General features: G+C 71.4%; 18 protein-coding genes and 1 tRNA gene. 8 read left to right on the plus strand and 11 right to left on the minus strand.

Annotated elements, in window-relative coordinates; all coding sequences use genetic code 11:
* Positions 1-63: 63 nt before the first annotated feature.
* A complete protein-coding gene (locus MFF40_RS03975; protein ID WP_210247813.1) occupies positions 64-1,302 on the minus strand; it encodes a pyridoxal-phosphate-dependent aminotransferase family protein in 1,239 nt (412 codons plus the stop codon).
* A 219-nt stretch (positions 1,303-1,521) separates the two neighbouring features.
* On the opposite strand from MFF40_RS03975, the gene MFF40_RS03980 reads away from it, so the two are divergent.
* Both MFF40_RS03980 and MFF40_RS03985 read left to right on the plus strand, forming a co-directional pair.
* Positions 1,522-2,067 (plus strand): PepSY domain-containing protein, encoded by a 546-nt coding sequence (locus MFF40_RS03980; protein WP_147856311.1) that lies wholly within the window; start codon positions 1,522-1,524, stop codon positions 2,065-2,067.
* A 144-nt stretch (positions 2,068-2,211) separates the two neighbouring features.
* Positions 2,212-4,485, plus strand: coding sequence for a xanthine dehydrogenase family protein molybdopterin-binding subunit (locus MFF40_RS03985; protein ID WP_147898930.1), 2,274 nt, complete (start codon positions 2,212-2,214; stop codon positions 4,483-4,485).
* 257 nt (positions 4,486-4,742) lie between these two features.
* Here the strand turns inward: MFF40_RS03985 and MFF40_RS03990 are convergent, their stop codons facing one another.
* The 5 genes from MFF40_RS03990 to MFF40_RS28785 all read right to left on the minus strand — a co-directional run bounded on the left by MFF40_RS03990 (position 4,743) and on the right by MFF40_RS28785 (position 9,118).
* Positions 4,743-5,867, minus strand: a complete 1,125-nt coding sequence (locus MFF40_RS03990; RefSeq protein WP_147857303.1) for an aldo/keto reductase — start codon at positions 5,865-5,867, stop codon at positions 4,743-4,745.
* Positions 5,868-5,922: 55 nt separating this feature from the next.
* Positions 5,923-6,603, minus strand: a complete 681-nt coding sequence (larB, locus tag MFF40_RS03995) for a nickel pincer cofactor biosynthesis protein LarB (RefSeq protein WP_147898929.1) — start codon at positions 6,601-6,603, stop codon at positions 5,923-5,925.
* Positions 6,600-7,415: an ATP-dependent sacrificial sulfur transferase LarE gene (gene larE, locus MFF40_RS04000; RefSeq protein ID WP_147898928.1), complete on the minus strand. Its 816-nt coding sequence runs from the start codon at positions 7,413-7,415 to the stop codon at positions 6,600-6,602. The genes larB and larE overlap by 4 nt, the downstream gene beginning before the upstream one ends.
* Positions 7,412-8,704, minus strand: coding sequence for a nickel pincer cofactor biosynthesis protein LarC (gene larC, locus MFF40_RS04005; RefSeq protein ID WP_147898927.1), 1,293 nt, complete (start codon positions 8,702-8,704; stop codon positions 7,412-7,414). Before larC ends, larE begins: the two co-directional genes overlap by 4 nt.
* A gap of 180 nt (positions 8,705-8,884) precedes the next feature.
* Positions 8,885-9,118 (minus strand): acyltransferase, encoded by a 234-nt coding sequence (locus MFF40_RS28785; RefSeq protein ID WP_283206084.1) that lies wholly within the window; start codon positions 9,116-9,118, stop codon positions 8,885-8,887.
* On the opposite strand from MFF40_RS28785, the gene MFF40_RS04015 reads away from it, so the two are divergent.
* Positions 9,053-9,361, plus strand: coding sequence for a hypothetical protein (locus MFF40_RS04015; RefSeq protein ID WP_238259790.1), 309 nt, complete (start codon positions 9,053-9,055; stop codon positions 9,359-9,361). The two genes, MFF40_RS28785 and MFF40_RS04015, sit on opposite strands and share 66 nt — an antisense overlap.
* A gap of 292 nt (positions 9,362-9,653) precedes the next feature.
* On the opposite strand, the gene MFF40_RS04020 is transcribed toward MFF40_RS04015, so the two are convergent.
* Together MFF40_RS04020 and MFF40_RS04025 are read right to left on the minus strand one after the other, a co-directional pair.
* The gene (locus tag MFF40_RS04020) at positions 9,654-10,364 is read right to left on the minus strand and encodes a Crp/Fnr family transcriptional regulator (protein ID WP_147857409.1); all 711 of its coding nucleotides are present in this window, start codon (positions 10,362-10,364) and stop codon (positions 9,654-9,656) included.
* 310 nt (positions 10,365-10,674) lie between these two features.
* Positions 10,675-11,850 carry a YihY/virulence factor BrkB family protein gene (locus tag MFF40_RS04025; protein ID WP_238259736.1) on the minus strand — a complete coding sequence of 392 codons (1,176 nt, stop codon included), beginning with the start codon at positions 11,848-11,850 and terminating at the stop codon, positions 10,675-10,677.
* A 265-nt stretch (positions 11,851-12,115) separates the two neighbouring features.
* Here MFF40_RS04025 and MFF40_RS04030 point away from each other — a divergent pair, with 265 nt between their 5' ends.
* Positions 12,116-12,880, plus strand: a complete 765-nt coding sequence (locus MFF40_RS04030; protein WP_147857286.1) for a sigma-70 family RNA polymerase sigma factor — start codon at positions 12,116-12,118, stop codon at positions 12,878-12,880.
* Between the two features lie 205 nt (positions 12,881-13,085).
* Here MFF40_RS04030 and MFF40_RS04035 read toward each other — a convergent pair whose 3' ends face one another.
* The 3 genes from MFF40_RS04035 to MFF40_RS04045 all read right to left on the minus strand — a co-directional run bounded on the left by MFF40_RS04035 (position 13,086) and on the right by MFF40_RS04045 (position 14,380).
* On the minus strand, positions 13,086-13,313 hold the full coding sequence (locus tag MFF40_RS04035; RefSeq protein ID WP_147899467.1) for a hypothetical protein: 228 nt from the start codon (positions 13,311-13,313) through the stop codon (positions 13,086-13,088).
* 122 nt (positions 13,314-13,435) lie between these two features.
* Positions 13,436-13,723: a hypothetical protein gene (locus tag MFF40_RS04040; RefSeq protein ID WP_238259738.1), complete on the minus strand. Its 288-nt coding sequence runs from the start codon at positions 13,721-13,723 to the stop codon at positions 13,436-13,438.
* Positions 13,724-13,822: 99 nt separating this feature from the next.
* Positions 13,823-14,380, minus strand: coding sequence for a metallophosphoesterase (locus MFF40_RS04045; protein ID WP_147899469.1), 558 nt, complete (start codon positions 14,378-14,380; stop codon positions 13,823-13,825).
* A gap of 38 nt (positions 14,381-14,418) precedes the next feature.
* Between MFF40_RS04045 and MFF40_RS04050 the strand changes: the two genes are divergently transcribed.
* The 4 genes from MFF40_RS04050 (at position 14,419) to MFF40_RS04065 (ending at position 16,536) form a co-directional block, all read left to right on the plus strand.
* Positions 14,419-15,258: a DNA-3-methyladenine glycosylase family protein gene (locus MFF40_RS04050; protein ID WP_238259740.1), complete on the plus strand. Its 840-nt coding sequence runs from the start codon at positions 14,419-14,421 to the stop codon at positions 15,256-15,258.
* Between the two features lie 39 nt (positions 15,259-15,297).
* Positions 15,298-15,373, plus strand: a tRNA-Ile gene (locus MFF40_RS04055).
* A gap of 213 nt (positions 15,374-15,586) precedes the next feature.
* Positions 15,587-15,991: a thiol-disulfide oxidoreductase DCC family protein gene (locus MFF40_RS04060; RefSeq protein ID WP_238259742.1), complete on the plus strand. Its 405-nt coding sequence runs from the start codon at positions 15,587-15,589 to the stop codon at positions 15,989-15,991.
* A 92-nt stretch (positions 15,992-16,083) separates the two neighbouring features.
* On the plus strand, positions 16,084-16,536 hold the full coding sequence (locus MFF40_RS04065) for a hypothetical protein (protein WP_238259743.1): 453 nt from the start codon (positions 16,084-16,086) through the stop codon (positions 16,534-16,536).
* The last annotated feature ends 47 nt before the right edge of the window (positions 16,537-16,583 follow it).

The raw sequence follows: 16,583 nt of genomic DNA on the forward strand, positions 1-16,583 counted from the left end.
CGACGCCTCGGGCCAGCCATACGCTCCCGCGGCCCGCCCGGTCGATCCCGGGACGCACTGCGATCAGGCGGCCGGACTCGCGTTCCAGGCCGCCAGGGCCGCCGCGACGCCGGCGCCCGGCGGGACGGAGAAGCCTTCCGCACGCAGGACAGCCTCCAGGGCGCCCAGGGTGATCAGCACCTTGTGCTTGCGGGCGTTGTAGCCCATCGCGCCGATCCGCCAGACCTTGCCGGCCAGGGGCCCGAAGGCGGTGCCGATCTCGATCTCGAAATCCTCCCGCATCCGGCGCCGCACCGCCTCGCCGTCGACCCCGTCCGGGATGTACAGCGCGGTGACGTTGGTCATCCGGTAGCGGTCGTCGCCGAACACGGTGAGCCCCATCGCCCGGATGCCGGCCGCGACCGCACGTCCGGCGGCCGCATGCCGGCGGAAGCAGGCCTCCAGCCCCTCGCCCAGCAGGACCCGGGCGCATTCGCGCGCGCCATACAGCATCGTGGTCGCCTCGGTGTGGTGGTTCAGGCGCTTCTCCGACCAGTAATCCATGATCATGGCGAGGTCGAAGTAGTTCGAACCGATCCGGACCCCCAAGCCGTCGTCGATGTCGTCCCGGCGGATGCCGTGCTCGACGTGGCGCCGGGAGAAGATCCGCTCGGCCGCCGCAGGCGAGACGGTGATGGGCGACGAGCCCGAGGGGCCGCCGAGGCATTTCTGCAGGCCGCCGGTCACCACGTCGACGCCCCAGCGGTCGGCGGCGATCTCCATGCCCCCGATGGTCGCGGTGGCGTCGACATAGGAGAGGGCGCCGGCCCGGCGGCAGAGGTCGCCGAGCCCGTCAAGGGGCTGGGCCATGGTGGTGGAGGTGTCGCCGTGCACGGTCGCCACGACCTTCGGGCCGAAGCGCTCGACCGCGGCGGCGATCGCCTCCAGGGGCACGACCTCGCCCCAGGGCGCGTCCACGGTCTCGACCACGGCGCCGACCCGCTCCAGGATCTCGGTGAGCAGCAGCCCGAACCGGCCGAAATTGACCACCAGCACCCGCTCGCCGGGGGCGACCAGGCTCACCAGGGCCGCCTCGATCCCGGCCCGCGCCGTGCCGTCGACGAGGAAGGTCCAGCGGTTCTCGGTGCCGAAGATCGGGCGGTAGAGCGCCATCACCTCGTTCATGTAGGCGGTCATCTCGGGGTCGAACTGCCCGAGCAGGTCGGCCGACATGGCGCGCAGGACGCGCGGATGGGCATTGACGGGCCCCGGCCCCATCAGGAGCCGCTGGGGCGGGTCGATCTCGCCGATCTGCTGGAGCACGGGCTGGCTTCCTTCGCTGTTGCGCATTCCGGGCGGGGCGACGCAATCCGCTGGCCAGTCGCCTCCGGCCAATCACCTCCGGCCATGTCGCGGTTGGGAGCGGTGCTAGGGATCTGCGGCGCTTCGATCAAGCGGTGCGTTTTTTCCCAGGGGCGGAAACCCCTTTCGGGCCTCGGCGTTTCTCGGTCCCACAACCGAACCCGCAAAGGGAAACCCGCCATGATCAAACGCTTCGCCACCGCGGCCGGCCTGCTCGCGCTCTCGACGAGCTTCGCCCTGGCCCAGACTGCGACCCAAACCGACAGCAACCTGAAGGAGTGGCAGGTGGCCAAGGTCGCCAAGGTGGGCCTCGCCCAGGCGCTGACCACCGCCCAGGCGCAGGGCGACGAGAAGGGCGGCCGCGCCATCGACGCCGATTTCGAGAAGGCCGACAGCAAGAACCCGGCGCATTACGCCATCAAGGTCGTCTACCCGAGCGGCAAGCTGGTGGAATACGGCATCAACGCCGATAGCGGCGCCCTGTACAAGACCGAGAACCAGCCGATCGAGCGCTACTTCACCCGGCTGAAGCCCGCCGACTTCCAGAACGCCAAGACCTCGCTCAAGGACGCGCTCGCCATCGCCGAGCAGAAGGCCGGCGGCGGCAAGGCCTACGAGGCCGAAGTCGAGAAGGACGGCAAGGCGGTGCAGTACGAGATCAAGGTGGCCGGCGCCGACAAGGAGCAGACGGTCAAGGTCGGCCCGGACGGGAAGGTGGTCGACTGATCCCGTAGGGTCACCATCCGAAGCGACGGGGCTGCACATGCGCTGCCCCGCCGCTGCATGGTGTCGCCCCGCCGCCCGCACGCGGAGCCGCGCAGCCGCTTCGGCCATTGCCCCCGGACGAGACCGCGGACCGGGAGCGCGAACATGGAATCAGGCACGCGGGACTCCCAAAAAATCCTCGGGACGGCCCATACCCGGGTCGAAGGCCCCGACAAGGTCACCGGCCGGGCGCTCTACGCCTCCGACCGGCCCGGCTCGGAGACGACGGCCCACGCCGCCCTGGTCACCAGCACCGTCGCCCGGGGCCGGATCACCGGGTTCGACCTCGGCGCCGCCCAGCGGGTGCCGGGGGTGCTGGGGATCTTCACCCACCGGGAGTTCGCCGGGGCGGTGGCGCCGGTGAAGCACCTGATGGCCGGCGGCTACGCCAACAGCTCGCACCGGCCGCTGAATTCCGACGCGGTCGCCTATGCCGGCCAGATCGTGGCCCTGGTGGTGGCCGAGACCCAGGAAGCGGCCGAGGAGGCCGCCGGCGCGGTCCGGGTCTCCTACGCGGAGGAGCCCGCCGCCGGCGGTTTCGACGCGCCCGGGGCCGAGACCGTCCGGCTGGCGGACCTCAAGGCACAGCACGAGGACATCGTCCGGGGCGACGCCGAGGCCGGATGGCGCGACGCCGCGATCCGGGTCGCGGCGCGCTACGAGACCCCGATCCAGCACCACAACCCGATCGAGCTGTTCACCACCCGGGCCGCCTGGGACGGCGACCGGCTCACCGTGCACGAGCCGACCCGCTATGTCGGCGCCGCGCAGCACGGGCTCGCGGTGCAGCTCGGCCTCGACCCCGCGCAGGTGCGGGTCGTGTCCGGGCTGATCGGCGGCCATTTCGGCTCGAAATTCGCGCTGTCGCAGCACACGGCTCTGGTCGCGCTGGCGGCCCGGCGCCTCGGTCGGCCGGTCTCGCTGGTCCCGACCCGGCGGCAAGGCTTCACCATCGCCAATTACCGGCCGGAATCGCGCCACGCCATCCGGCTCGGGGCCGACCGTGACGGCCGGTTCACCGCCCTGGTGCACGAGGCCGAGACGGTCACGTCGCGGTTCGACCCGTTCGTCATGGAGGGTGCCGAGGTCACCGCCAGCCTCTACGCCTGTCCGGCGATCCGGACCGAGGAGCGGGCGGTGCGGGTCGACCGCAACACCCCGGGGCCGATGCGGGCGCCCCCGGAGGTGCCGTTCCTGTTCGCCTTGGAGAGCGCCGTCGACGAGATGGCGGTGGCGCTGGACATGGATCCGATCGTCCTGCGGCGGCTCAACGACACCGCAATCGATCCCGTCTCCGGCAAGCCGTTCTCGACCCGGCCGCTGATGGCCTGCTTCGACGCCGGCGCGCAGGCCTTCGGCTGGGCGCGGCGGGCGCCGCATCCGGGGACGATGCGTGATGGACCTTGGCGGGTGGGGTTGGGCTGCGCGGCCTCGGTGCGGCCGGTGAAGATCGCGGCCGCGACCCTGCGGGTGCGGCTGGGTCCGGACGGGACCGCGGAGGTCGCCTGCGCCCATCACGAGATCGGCAACGGCATCACCACGCTGCTCGCCATGGGCGCGGCCGAGGGCCTCGGCGTGCCGGTGGAGCGGGTAACCGTCCGGCTCGGCGACACGGCGCTGCCGGCGGCCGGCATCTCCGGCGGATCGAGCACGACCACGAGCCTGATGAATGCCCTGGCGCTCGGCTGCGGCCAGATTCGCGAGACCCTGGCGCAGGCCGCGACGGGGCAGGGCGGGCGCCTCGCCGGGCGGGATCCGGCCGCCCTGTCGCTCGCGGCCGGGCGGTTGTCCGCTCCGGACGGCACCGGCCTCGCGCTGGCCGACGCCGTCGGCCCCGCGGGGGTCGAGACGCTGGCCGAATTCGTGCCCGCGGGCGGCGACCGGGAGAAGGCGCTGGCGGGCCTGCGGCAGGGCCATATCGGGCTGGCCTTCGGCGGGGGCGGCCATGCCGTGTCCTGGGGCTTCGGCGCGCAGTTCGCGGAGGTTCATGTCCATGCCGAGACCGGGGAGATCCGGGTGGCCCGGCTCACCGGCGCCTTCGCGGCGGGGCGGATCCTCAACCCGTTGACCGCCAAGAGCCAGCTCACCGGCGGGATGATCTGGGGTCTCGGCTCGGCACTGCTCGAAGAGACCGTGCTGGACGGGGCCGCCTACCGCAATCCGGATCTCGCCGAGTATCTCGTCCCGACCTCGGCCGACGCGCCGGAGGTCGAGGCGCTGCTGGTGCCGGACCCGGACGATCAGGTCGACGCCCTCGGCCTCAAGGGCCTCGGCGAGCTCGGCATCATCGGCGTCAACGCGGCCATCGCCAACGCCGTCCACCACGCCACCGGCCGCCGGATCCGCAAGCTGCCGATCCGGTTGGAGGATGTGGCATAGGGTCGGACGCCCCTCCCGCCCGCTCTGCGAGCTAGGCGCCGGCGTTGTTGCAGACCGCGACGCGCCCCCTCTCCCGTGCGGGAGAGGGTTGGGGTGAGGGATGCGCCCTATCCGGAAAAACCTGGTCCCTCACCCTGTCCCTCTCCCGCACGGGAGAGGGGACCCGCACCTTCTGCAAGACTGCGGCTACAGTCGAAACCTGAGTAGGCTGGAGTCACAAAGGGGAGGACAGAACTCCCCCCACCCAAGCGGCGCCCCTACTCCATCGTCGGCGCGAGCTTCTTCACGCTCTGCACGTCCTCGCCGAGCCAGGCCGCGTTCTTGGCGGTGCCGTCGAAGGTCGCGCTCGTCTTGAACAGCTCGTACTTGCCCTCCAGCGCGTAGGGCTTGGAGCGCGACAGCAACTCGGCCACCGTCGCCTTGTCCATCGGCTTAAAGGTCTTCACCGCCTCGAAGGCCTGGTCGAGGTCGCGCTGGTTCTGGATGCCGGTGATCACCACCGAGACCGGCAGGTTCAGCGAGAAGTGCAGATATTCCAGCGGCTTGATCGGCGCGTCGGCCTTCAGAATCACCCCGTCGCCGAACGTTTTCATGGCGAGCGGCGCGATGCCCTCGGCCACGAGGTGCGGCAGCACCAGATGGCCGAACGAGCGGAAATGCGCGTCCATCACGTTGAGCGGCATCTGGCAGGAATCGAACTGGAAGCCGCGCTCCTGCGCCACCGCCAGCATCTGCAGGTGGATGCGCGGGTCCTTGTGGCCGGTGAAGCCGATATAGCGCAGCTTCCCCTGCTTCTTGGCCTCGAGGAACCCCTCCATGGCCCCGCCCTCCGCGAAGACGCGGTCCGGGTCGTCGTAGCGCAGGATCTCGTGGTGCTGGACGAGGTCGATCCGGTCGGTGCGCAGGCGCAGGAGCGACTGGTCGATCTGCTTGAGCGCCTCCTCCTTGGTCCGCCCGTCCATCTTGGACATCAGGAAGACCTTGTCGCGATAGCCGCCCTGAGCCAGGGCCGCGCCCATGCGCAGTTCGGAACGGCCGTCGTTATAGTCCCAGCAATTGTCCATGAAGGTGATGCCGCGATCGACGCCGGCATGGATCAGCCGGGTCGCCTCGTCGTCGGTCACCGCGCTCTTGCCGAGGTGGAACCCGCCCATCCCGATCGCCGAGATCTTTTCCGACGTCCGACCGAAGGTGCGATAGAGCATCTCGCCCCGGCGTTCGCCCGGATCGGTGATCAGCGGCAGGTCGGCCGGGTCCTGCGGCCGGGTGTTCGGAAGCGGCGGGACGTTCACGGCCGCACCTGCGCTGCCGGCGCCCGCGAGACTGGTGCCCGTAAGCCCCGCGCCGAGCACGGCGCCTTGAAGGAAGCTGCGGCGTTCCATCGGATATCTCCGTTCGGGAGGGTGTCTGGTTCGGACGGTAACGGGTGGCGGGACATCATCGTTCGGCCTCCTGGGCGAGGCGGCTCGCCGCGTTGAGCAGGCGCAGGGCCGCGCAGGCGGCCCCGTAGCCGTTGTCGATATTGACCACCACGATCCCGGGGGCGCAGCTCGCCAGCACCGCGTCCAGAGCCGTGCGCCCCCCTGCGGCGACGCCGTAGCCCACGGAGGTCGGGACCGCGATCACCGCCCCGGCGACTAGGCCGCCGACCACGCTCGGCAGCGCCGCATCCATGCCGGCCGCGACGATCACCACCGGATGCGCCCGGATCTCCTCCAGCCGCGTGGTCAGCCGCCACAGGCCGGCGACGCCGACATCGGCGAACAGCGTCGCGGCCCGGCCGGCATAGCCGAGCGTCCGCAGGACCTCCCGGGCGACCGGGACGTCCGAGGTGCCGGCCGCGACCACGGCGACCCGGGCCGGGCCGGCGACGGGCGGGGGCTGCCCGAACACCGCCGTGCGCGAGACCGGGCAATAGTCGAGCCGCGCCTCAGCCCCGAGCCGGTCGCGCTTCTCCGGGTCGAGCCGGGTCAGGAGCAGCGAGGCGCCCCGCTCGCGTGCGGCCGCCAGGATCGCGTCGATCTGCTCCGGACTCTTGCCGGCGCAGAAGATCGCCTCCTCCAGGCCGATCCGCTCGGGCCGGGCGAAGTCGAGGGTGAATTCGTCCGCCACGCTCATGCCGGGGAGGCTCCGGTCAGGAAGGCGCTGCCGACCCGGTAGGGCGCGAACCGGATGGCGCCCGAGAGGCGCGGCGGCGTAATCTCCCGGATGCCGGATCCCAGGGCGGCGCGGCGCTCCGCGTCGAGGGCGGCGAGGCTACCGGGGTCGAGCTCCACGACCACGCCCTCGGCCCGCACCCGGCAGCGGACGGCCCGCTTGGGGCCCGGCCCGGCTTCGAGGGCCCCGCCGACCAGCCGCTCGACCGCGTGGATGAAGGCTAAGGTCTCAGGCTCGATCGGAATGCCGGTCTCGACCCGGCTCGACAGGCAAGGCGCGGACGGCAACTCCGCCACCGCACCGAGGCCGAGGTCGCGGGCTAGCGCCCGCACGGCTGCCTTGTCGAACCCGGCCTCCACGTAGGGGTGGCGCACCCCGTGCTCCCGGGCGGCGTCGAGGCCGGGGCGGTACTCGCCGAGGTCGTCGCGATTGGCACCGGACAGGATCTGCCGGTCGGTGACGTGCCGGACCGCGCCGTACAGGTTGGTCTTGCAGAAGAAGCAGCGGTTCACGGGGTTGGCCCGGTAGGCCGGGTCGGCGAACTCGCCGGCCTCGATCACCCGCAGGTCCCAGCCCTCCCGGGCGGCCTCGGCGCGGACCCGCGCGGTCGCCTCGCCGGGCACGGCCGGGGAGACCGCGTGGACCACGAGGGTCGCGGCCGGAGCCAGCCGGTGGGCGAGAGTCGCCAGCGTCAGGCTGTCGACCCCGCCGCTCACCGCCACTGCGACGGGACCGAGCCCCGCCAGCACGGCTTCGAGATGCACGCGCGTCACTGCTCCTCCTTCGTGGTCTCTCGCAGGGCGAGGCGCTCGGCCTCCCGGCGCAGGCGCGCCCGGACGGCGTGGTCTGCCTGGCCCAGGGTATCGTCGGCCTCGGCCTTGGCGGTGCGCCCACCCGGCCGGTCCACCACCTTCACCCGGACCGGCCGGCCCTCCGGCGCGACCGTGACAGCCTCCCGGTCGAGCACCGCACGCACGACCCGGTGGTGGCGCAGCCCGATCGTCGTGGTCTCGCGGAAGCAGGCCGCGATCGCCGCCTCCAGGTTATCGGGCTGCACCAGGGCCTGGATATGGGCCATCATCCGGCCCTTCTTGCCCAGCACCGGCATCTGCACGACGTCGCGCATGCCGGGCTGCGCGCGCAGGCGGTCGAGGCCCATGGCCAGATCCTCCCCCGACTGGTCGTCGATCTCGAACGCGATCACCGCCAGGTCGTCCCGGCCCGGATGGCCGGTGGAGGTCTCCCCCAGCACGAGGGCGCGCAGGCAATTGCTCAGGCCCGGCAGGACCTTCGTGCCGAAGCCGATCCCGCTCGGCCCGAGCGTGCCGGGCGGCCGGCCGCGCCCGGGCGCATCGCCGCAGAGATGGCGCAGGATCGCCGCGCCGGTGGGGGTGACGCGCTCCCCCGGGATCCCGTCGTCGAGGGTCGAAAAGCCTTCGAGCAGGAGCGCGGTGGCGGGGGCCGGCACCGGCAGGGGGCCGTGCTGGGTCCGGACCCGGCCCGAGCCGAGCGGCAGGGCCGAGACGCTCCAGCTACGCGCTTCGAGGGCGGCGATCAGGTGGGCGGCGGCGACGATGTCGGCGATCGAGTCGAAGGCGCCGACCTCGTGGAACGCCACCGCATCGACCGCGATGCCGTGGACCCGCGCCTCGGCCTCGGCGAGGTGCCCGAAGATCGCCAGAGCATGCGCCCGGACGGCGGGCGCGAGGTCCGCCCGCTCGAGATCCGCGCGGATCTCGAACCAGGACCGGTGGCTGTGATGCGGCGGGTGGTCCGAGTGCCCGTGCGTGTGGGCGTGATCGTGCGTATGGGGGTGATCGTGGTGGGCCGCATGGCCGCCGTGCCGATGCGGCGCAGGCATCTCCGCCCCGGGGGCCGAGACCGCGAAGCGCAGGCCCCGCAGGATGCCGTCGTTGTGCTGCGATGCCGTGCAGGCGATGCGCGGATCGACGGCCCGCACGCTGGCGCGCACGCCCTCAAGATGCTCGGGAAAGGCATCCAGCAACGCGGCGGCGAACATGTCGCCGGCGACGCCGCCGAGTGCGTCGAGGTGGATGTGCATGGTCTGTCGGTCGGCTCGAACCGGTTGCCTGATGCGGTGCAGATCGGCCGCCGCAGGCCGAAGGCAAGGGACGCGGCCCCGTCGCGGCGACGCGGCGTATCGCCATCGGCCCAAATAGAGCCGCCGTCCGTCGACGCGACGGCTCCGGATCGCGCGTGCGCCGCGGAGCGGTTCGAGGGACTACCGCTTGTCAGCTCCCGCCGACGCGTCCTGTAGAACCGGGTCCCCGCGGCCTGACGATCGATCTCCGTTCGTGATCAGCCGCCTTATCGTCTTAGCGGGCACACCGCCGACCAAGACTCCCGCCTCGACATCCTTGGTCACGACTGATCCGGCCGCAACTATAGATTGTTCTCCGATCGTGACGCCGCACAAAATGATTGCCCCGGCCCCGATCCAGACACCGTCCTGCACGATGATGTCTTTGTGGAATGTCTGGCGCGTTTTGTTTGTTCTATCGTGGAACGCGTCGATGACGAGATCATGAGTCGATGTTTCGAAGCTTACCCTGGAACCGACCATGCAGCGATTACCGATCTCGATCCGCGCGTTCCGGCAGGCAAATCGGACCTCGGAATTGATGAATGTTTGATATCCAATCGCAAGACCTCTTATTGCTTCATCGTTGAGACTTTGTTCGAAAATTATAGGACTTGAAATATGTGATCTTGCCCCGACCCGAACGCCAATATTTCGCAACAGCGTTCGCCGCGCGCCGTTAAGCCCATAGAAATTCGGAATCCGGTTATATATAATTAGTATAAAATAACTATATATCCGCAATAAGTAGAGGACACTCAATTCGATCGCCCATATATGCCCGCCGATTGGCGGCGATATGGTTAAATACTATCCTAAAAATCAATCTTTGAGCAAGCGTATCCCGCCGGGATTCGGGCGCCGATCCCGGCGGCGGCTGCCGGCAGGGTCCGGACCGGTACGCCCGGTCTCAGGCCAGATGCAGGTAGGCCGGGTCGAACAGGCCGCGCTCCATCAGCCCGTCGAGGTCGTGGATCGTCAGGCGCCGGCCCCGCAGGCCGATCAGGCCGCCGGTGCGCAGCGCCTTCAGGGTGCGGTTGATATGCACGCTGGTCTGGCCGAGGGCGTCGGCGAGGTCGGGCTGGGTGATCGGCATCGGGATCGTGTTCCCGTCCGCGAGGCCGACCCGGGCGAGCCGCAGGTACAGCTCGCAGAACAGGTGCGCCAGGCGCTCGATCGCCGAACGGCGCCCGACGCTGGCGATCCACTCGCGCTGGAGCGCCGTGGTGTCGCGCATCTCCCGCCACAGGCACTCCTCCACCGCCGGCCGGGTCCGGATCGCCTCGCCGATCTGGTCCGGCGCGATCCGGGCGACCGTGACCGGGGTGATCGCCCCGATGGCGTGGTCCAGGCGCGGCCAGCGGGCCGGGGAGGGGTCGCACAGGTCACCCGGCAGGAGCAGCGAGACGATCGCCCGCCGACCGTCGGGAAACTGCTTGTAGCGACAGGCCCAGCCGTCGAGGATCAGGTGGGTGTGGTGCGGATCTTCGTGCTGCCCGACGATGTCCTGGCGCGGCGCGACGGGGCGGATGTGCTGGCGGGCGAGTCCGTCGAGGGCCGCGCGGTCCTCGGGCCCGAGCCGGACGTGCCGCTCCATCTTCCGCACGAACGGGTTGTTCACGGCGACCTCCGGTCAGAGGCCGCCGTGCCGATGCGGTTCCGGGACGGCCGGCCATCCGTGGTCGGATCGCCCCACCCGCAGCCGGCGCGCGGTGGCCAGGCGGGCGTGGAAAAAGGGATCCGGGCAGCTCCGGTGCGCCCGCAATCGCGCGACGACGCTGCCGATGGATGCCCACCGCACGAAGACGACTGTTGTCACAGGTATGTTGCGGCCCGAGCGTCGAAGTCTGGTTGTCTCGACGGCTTATGCCGCGACCGGGCGTGCCCGCGCCAACCTGTGTTAACCACCGCTGAGCCCTTTGGCCGCCCCGTCACGCGGCGGCGGCCCCCACGGAATCGGCCATTTGGGCGCGCCGCGTGCCCAGGGGCTGCGGCTCACCCACGGTGGTATCCTCGGCGGTCTGGTGCTCCATCTCGGCGTTCAGCTGGGCGCCGGCGAGCACGATCATGGTCGAGATCCAGATCCAGGTCATGAAGCCGATGGCCGCGCCGAGGGAGCCGTAGGTCTTGTTGTAGCTGCCGAAATGGGCGACGTACCAAGAGAACAGCAGCGACGCGACGAGCCACAGCAGGGCCGCCGCGGCGCCCCCGGGGGTGACCCAGCGCCAGCGCGGCGCGTCCCGGCTCGGGCCGTAGCGGTAGAGCAGGGCGAGCCCGAGCAGGACCGCCACGAGCAGCGCCGGCCAGCGCAGCAGGGTCAGCCACCAGGCATCGGTCCCGAGCCCGACATAGGTCAGCACCACCGGCAGCACCACGACCGCGGCCAGAGCCAGGATCAGGAACGCCAGCGCCCCCGCGGTGAAGCCGAGGGAGACCACGTTGAGCAGGACGAAATTGCGCTTCTCGCGCTCGTTGTAGACGATGTTGAGGGCGTCGAAGACGTGCTTCACGCCGCCGTTGGCGCTCCAGACCGACAGGACGATGCTGACGACCAGGCTCAGGCCCAGCGCGGTGTTGCCCTTCTCGTTCAGGCGCTTGACCTGGTCGCCGATGATTTCCAGAGCGCCCTGGGGCAGGACGCCCTGGAGGCTGGCGATTTGGTCGTTGATGGTCGAGGCGTCGGCCACGAGGCCGTAGCAGGAGACCAGCGCGGCTACCGCCGGGAAGATCGCCAGCAGGGTGAAGAAGGTGACGCCGGCCGCGATCAGCGACAGCCGGTTCTCGCCGATGTCGCGGTAGGTGCGCAGCGCGATGTCCTTCCAGCCCTTGGCGGGGATCTCCGCCGGATGGCTGGCGCCGCGCCCGCGATCGGCCTGGCGGCTCGCGACCGCCTGGGCCTCGCCGCCCTCGTGCGCGGGCGCGGGATCCGAGGAGCCCCCGAAGGCGGACCGGCGGCCCGGCTCCGCGCCGCCTGAGGCGGGGGTGGCCGACCGCCGCGGGAACGCGACCAGGCCGACGAGCGCGGTAGCCAGCGCCAGGGTCCAGACCGTCGAGGCGTGCCCCCCGGTGTCGCGGGGCACGGTGCGATCGGGATCGGGGGTAGCCATCGACACGCCTCGCTACGGGTTCAGGAACACAGTCCGGCCGGCCTCCTGTCGGAGACGGATCCCACAGGGAACGCCGTTGCGAGCCCGCCGGTTCGCAGCCTGTTCGTCATCGGTCCCGACACATCGGCCCGTCCCGCTTGCTTGTATTGGTTCGTCGCATCGTCGCGGTAACGCAGTCTAAACCCATGTTGGCGCGAGAGCCGCGTGGGCGCGCCACAAGCGAATGCGACGGGCGCGATAGGCCCGCCGTCGATGCCCGGACCTGATGCCAGACACCGAAGGCCACACCCTGCCCGATCCGGCCCGCGACATCCGGCATGGCCTGCCGGACGCGATCCGCATCCACCTCGGAACGCTGCTCGGCCTGACCTACGACGCGGTCGGCCCGACCCCGGCGGCCGCCTCGGATCGCTTTGCCGACTTGCTGGCCCGCCTGGACGCGGCGCTCGCCAAGGACCAGGCTTCGGGGGAGCCGGTCTCGGGGGAGGTCGAACGGGAGGCCGACTTCCGCGCCGGCCTGCTGAAGGTGGTGCCGGCCCTGCACCGCTTCGCCGTCTCGTTGACCCGAGACCCCGCCGCGGCCGACGACCTCGTGCAGGACACGCTGCTGCGGGGCTGGCGCGGACGGGCCGGCTTCACCCCCGGGTCCAACCTGGAGGCGTGGCTTTTCACGATCCTGCGCAACGTGTTCTACAGCCAGCACCGCAAGCAGGGCCGCGAGGTCGCCGACACCGACGGCAGCTATGCGGAACGGCTCACCAGCGTGCCTGAGCAGGGCGGCCACCTCGACCTGCAGGACGTGCGCGCCGCCCTCGACCGGCTCGCCCCGGTGATGCGCGAGGCGCTGGTCCTCGTGGCGATCGAGAACCTCAGCTACGAGGAAGCCGCCTCCGTCATGCAGTGCCAGATCGGCACCGTGAAGAGCCGGGTGTGGCGCGCCCGCGAGCAGCTCGCCCGGATGCTGGGCTACACCGGCGCCGAGATCGGCAACGACGGGGTGATGCTGTCGGTGACTGGGACGTCGGCCTGACGCCGCTACCAGGCTTTCCACCGACGAATACCCGTAACCGTCACATCGCCCTCTGTATTCGACAGCAAATTTGACTTAGGTGAAGGCGCCCGGGGTCGTTCCTGGGCGACATAGGACGGGTTGGGTCGATTCGTCGTCCCGGCTCAGCTCCCGTCGGTGTGACATCCCCCCGATCCATCGACGGGAGCCCCATTGCCGGATCGCCTCAGCGCCCGGTCTCGTCCGCGCGATCGGCGTCGAGCTGCTGCAGCAGCTCCGCCAGCCTCGGATCCAGCATCTCGTCGATCACCGGGTCGTAGAGCGCGCGCAACTGGCGCCCCAGCCGCGTCCGCGTCTGCGCGTCGAGGACCGGGGTCTCGCTTGAGACCGGGAAGACCCGCAGGGGTGTCGGGACGGATCGCGGGGCGGCGCGCTGATGATCGGGACCTGGCATCCCACCTACATCGGCCTGGACCGGCACCACGGCAACCACGCGCCGCCAGGAAGTCTCGGACGGCAACCGATTCCAGGGCATCGTCCGTTTGAAAGCCGGCGGCCACCTCTCGGAACGATGCTTCAGGCGTCGTCCTCCGGTGCGAACACTTCGCTCTGTTCGGCCAGCACGGCGTCGGCCTCGTCATGGGCCAGGACATCCGGATCGGCACGGCCCAGGGCCCGAGCGAGCGCGGGCTCCCAATCCGGCGGCGGGGGGCTGCCCTGCGCGATCAGGATCTCGGCGGTGCGGTCGCGCAGCCGCGCCCAGGATCCCGCATCCAGCCCGGCGAAGGCGCTCCCGAGCCCGAGGTCGGCGGCGGCCCGCGCGGCGGCGGCCGTCCAGGCGGGCGGAGCAAGGGGTTCGGTCATGGCTGCCTCCCGTGGCGATCGCGATCCGCTGCGTCACATAGGGCGGGCGCCCGAAACGACGCGGCCCCGGAACGGAGATCGCGGTGACCTCCGCGGAGGTCAGCGCAGCCCGTGCCGGGCGATCTCCTCCGGCACCAGCTCGGCCGCGTCCTGGCGCGCTAGGATGGCGTCGAGGCCGACCGGGGTATCGTCCCAGGCATCGACGCCGACATCGCAGGAGCGGCTGGTATCGGGCAGCCAGCCGTGGCTGTGCCCGTAGAGGTGGCGGGTCTCCCGCCACAGGCCCGGCCAGGCCCGGTGCGCGTAGTGCGACAGGAACAAGCGGTGCTCCCGGCCCTGGGAATCCGGAGCCGAGATCCGGGCGCTGTCCACGGGCGGGTCCGCCCAGTGCAGGTCGAGCACGCGGTTTGAGTCGTGGTTGCCCCGGATCAGCCGCTTGGTGCCGTTGAGCTGCGCGAATAGCGCCGCGCAATGCTCCCGGCTCGCCCCCGCGGCGAAGTCGCCGAGATGCCAGACCGCGTCGTCGGGGCCGACCACGGCGTTCCAGGCCGCGACCAGGGCCGCGTCATGCGCCGCGACGCTGTCGTACCGCGCCCGGCGGTGGCGGAGGATGTGCGGATCGCCGAAATGCGTGTCCGCGGTGAAGAAGATCGCCATACCGTGAGCTGTCGCCGCGTCCGAGGGCGCCGTCCATCATGCCCGCCTTCACGTCCGGCGCCGATCGGAAGTGGATCGGGGCGGGCGCCCAGCAAGGCGCGCGCGGCATCGTGCCCGCCACCGGGGGGATCGCACCGATTGCCCCGCGCGCGGGCAGTCCCTTAATCTTCGCCGCGATGCTCGACCCCACCGCCTACGCGCACCTGCTCAACGCCGCCCGCGCGCATCCGCGCCTGGAGGCCGCCATCCGGCAGGCCGGCCCGCTCCGGATCGACCCGCCGCCGCAGGCCTGCGTGGCCGACCGCCTGTTCGTCGAGGTCGTGAACCAGCAGCTCTCGACCCAGGCCGCGGCGGCGATCTGGGCGCGGGTCGAGGCCGCCGCGACGGCGGCGGGTTCGAGCCCGCGCGGGCTGTTCGAGGCCGGAGACCCGGCACTGCTGCGGGCCTGCGGCATCTCGGGCAACAAGGTCCGCGCCCTCCAGGCGATCGTCGCCGCCGAGGCGGCAGGCCTGCTCGGGCCCGACCTCGCCGGCCTGCCGCATCCTGAGCGCGCCGCGATCCTGTGCGGCATCCGGGGCGTCGGCCCCTGGACCGCCGACATGGTCGGGATCTTCCACTTCCACGACCCGGACATCTGGCCCGAGGGCGACGTGGCGGCGGTGGGCTGCCTGCGCCGGCTCACCGGCGGCACCGACACGCGCGCCATCGCGGCGGCCTTCGCGCCGTACCGCTCGATCCTGGCCCGCACCCTGTGGCGGATCAAGGACACCGCCCCGGCGGAGCCCGCAAGTCCGCCTGCAAGTCCGCCTGCGAGCCTGCCTGCAAGTCTGCCCGCGCCCCGCCCCCGGCGCCCCCGCGCCCCGACGAAATCCGGGTGACGGGCGCGCCCCGATCGGCTATCCGTTTGGCCTGGCGCAGGGCCTGTAGCTCAATGGTTAGAGCCGACCGCTCATAACGGTCTGGTTGCAGGTTCGAGTCCTGCCGGGCCCACCACCTGTCGCGCAGGACCTTGCGTCCCGACAAGATTTTCGGCCCGCTCTCGGCATCCGCCCGGTCGTCCAGGGCCAGAGCCGAATGATCTGCGACCCTGAGACGGCCTCCGCCTGCGGGGCGATTGCGCGGCTCCCGCGTTGGCTGACGGCTTGCACCGAAACCCGGCCGCAGCTTTCGTAAGGCGGGCACGGGGCGCGCGTCGCCCGGAAAACCATGAGCGCTGATCCGATGAACTCCGACCTGACCGTCTACTACGATGGCGGCTGCCCGCTATGCCGGGCCGAGATCGGCCATTACCGCGCCTGCCGCGGGGCCGAGCGGATCGCCTTCGTCGATGTCGGGCGCGACGCGCCGACGGTCGGCCTCGGGCCGGATCTCGACCGGGGCGACGCCCTGCGGCGCTTCCACGTGCGCGGAGCGGACGGCCGGCTCGTGTCGGGGGCGGCGGCGTTCGCGCGGCTGTGGCGCGTCCTGCCGAACTGGCGCTGGCTCGGCCGCCTCGTCGAGCTGCGCGTCTTCGGGCTGCGTCCCATCCTGCCCGTGGCGGAGGCGGCCTACCGGCTGTTCCTGCCCCTGCGGCCGCGGCTGGCGCGGCTGATCACCCGCCGGCACCGCTGAGACCGCGCGCTCGACCCGCGCGGACCCGCAGCGGATCGCCGGCGAACGATGAGGCGCTTCCGCCCTGACCCGAAAGCTGGCATCCTGACACCGTGATCCTCTGGCTGGCCCTTCGGCGGCTGCTCCCGCTCCTGGCGGTTCTCAGCCTCGCCCTGCTTCCGGTCGCCGCCCCCGCGGCGGTCGCCGGCATGCATGCGCCGACGACGGCTCAAGCGGAGCGGTCCGCGCCGCATGAGCACGGCCACGCGATGGCGCCGATGGACATGGCGCCGATGGACGACATGGCGGGAGCCGCCATGGACGCCATGCCCTGCTGCCCGCCCGAGGCCGCGGCCCCGTCGGACCAGCAGCCCGGGGACGGGTCCGAGGGCTGCCTCAAGGGCTGTCCGCTGATGGCCCTGTGCCTTGCCGGCCTCGCCTCCTTGCCGCCGTTCGGGATCGGCCTGCCGGTGCCCTTCGCCACCGGGGCGCCTCTGTTTGCCCGGAAGGCGGCGCGGTTCGCCAGCGTGACCGGGACACCGCCGCCAGAGCCGCCCCGAGCCTGACCCCGATGCCGCGGGCCATGACGCCCGCGTGAGGCTGCACGCCCGTG

The sequence above is a fragment of the Methylobacterium mesophilicum genome, from assembly GCF_022179445.1.
Taxonomy (GTDB): Bacteria; Pseudomonadota; Alphaproteobacteria; order Rhizobiales; family Beijerinckiaceae; genus Methylobacterium; species Methylobacterium mesophilicum.

What these genes read in the sequence shown, in the direction of transcription:
- MFF40_RS03980 (WP_147856311.1), top strand. Translation starts at nt 1,522, where the DNA reads ATGATCAAACGCTTCGCCACCGCGGCCGGCCTGCTCGCGCTCTCGACG.
- MFF40_RS03985 (WP_147898930.1), top strand. Translation starts at nt 2,212, where the DNA reads ATGGAATCAGGCACGCGGGACTCCCAAAAAATCCTCGGGACGGCCCAT.
- MFF40_RS03990 (WP_147857303.1), bottom strand. Translation starts at nt 5,867, where the DNA reads ATGGAACGCCGCAGCTTCCTTCAAGGCGCCGTGCTCGGCGCGGGGCTT.
- larB (WP_147898929.1), bottom strand. Translation starts at nt 6,603, where the DNA reads ATGAGCGTGGCGGACGAATTCACCCTCGACTTCGCCCGGCCCGAGCGG.
- larC (WP_147898927.1), bottom strand. Translation starts at nt 8,704, where the DNA reads ATGCACATCCACCTCGACGCACTCGGCGGCGTCGCCGGCGACATGTTC.
- MFF40_RS04025 (WP_238259736.1), bottom strand. Translation starts at nt 11,850, where the DNA reads ATGGCTACCCCCGATCCCGATCGCACCGTGCCCCGCGACACCGGGGGG.
- MFF40_RS04030 (WP_147857286.1), top strand. Translation starts at nt 12,116, where the DNA reads ATGCCAGACACCGAAGGCCACACCCTGCCCGATCCGGCCCGCGACATC.
- MFF40_RS04035 (WP_147899467.1), bottom strand. Translation starts at nt 13,313, where the DNA reads ATGCCAGGTCCCGATCATCAGCGCGCCGCCCCGCGATCCGTCCCGACA.
- MFF40_RS04040 (WP_238259738.1), bottom strand. Translation starts at nt 13,723, where the DNA reads ATGACCGAACCCCTTGCTCCGCCCGCCTGGACGGCCGCCGCCGCGCGG.
- MFF40_RS04045 (WP_147899469.1), bottom strand. Translation starts at nt 14,380, where the DNA reads ATGGCGATCTTCTTCACCGCGGACACGCATTTCGGCGATCCGCACATC.
- MFF40_RS04050 (WP_238259740.1), top strand. Translation starts at nt 14,419, where the DNA reads ATGCCCGCCTTCACGTCCGGCGCCGATCGGAAGTGGATCGGGGCGGGC.
- MFF40_RS04060 (WP_238259742.1), top strand. Translation starts at nt 15,587, where the DNA reads ATGAGCGCTGATCCGATGAACTCCGACCTGACCGTCTACTACGATGGC.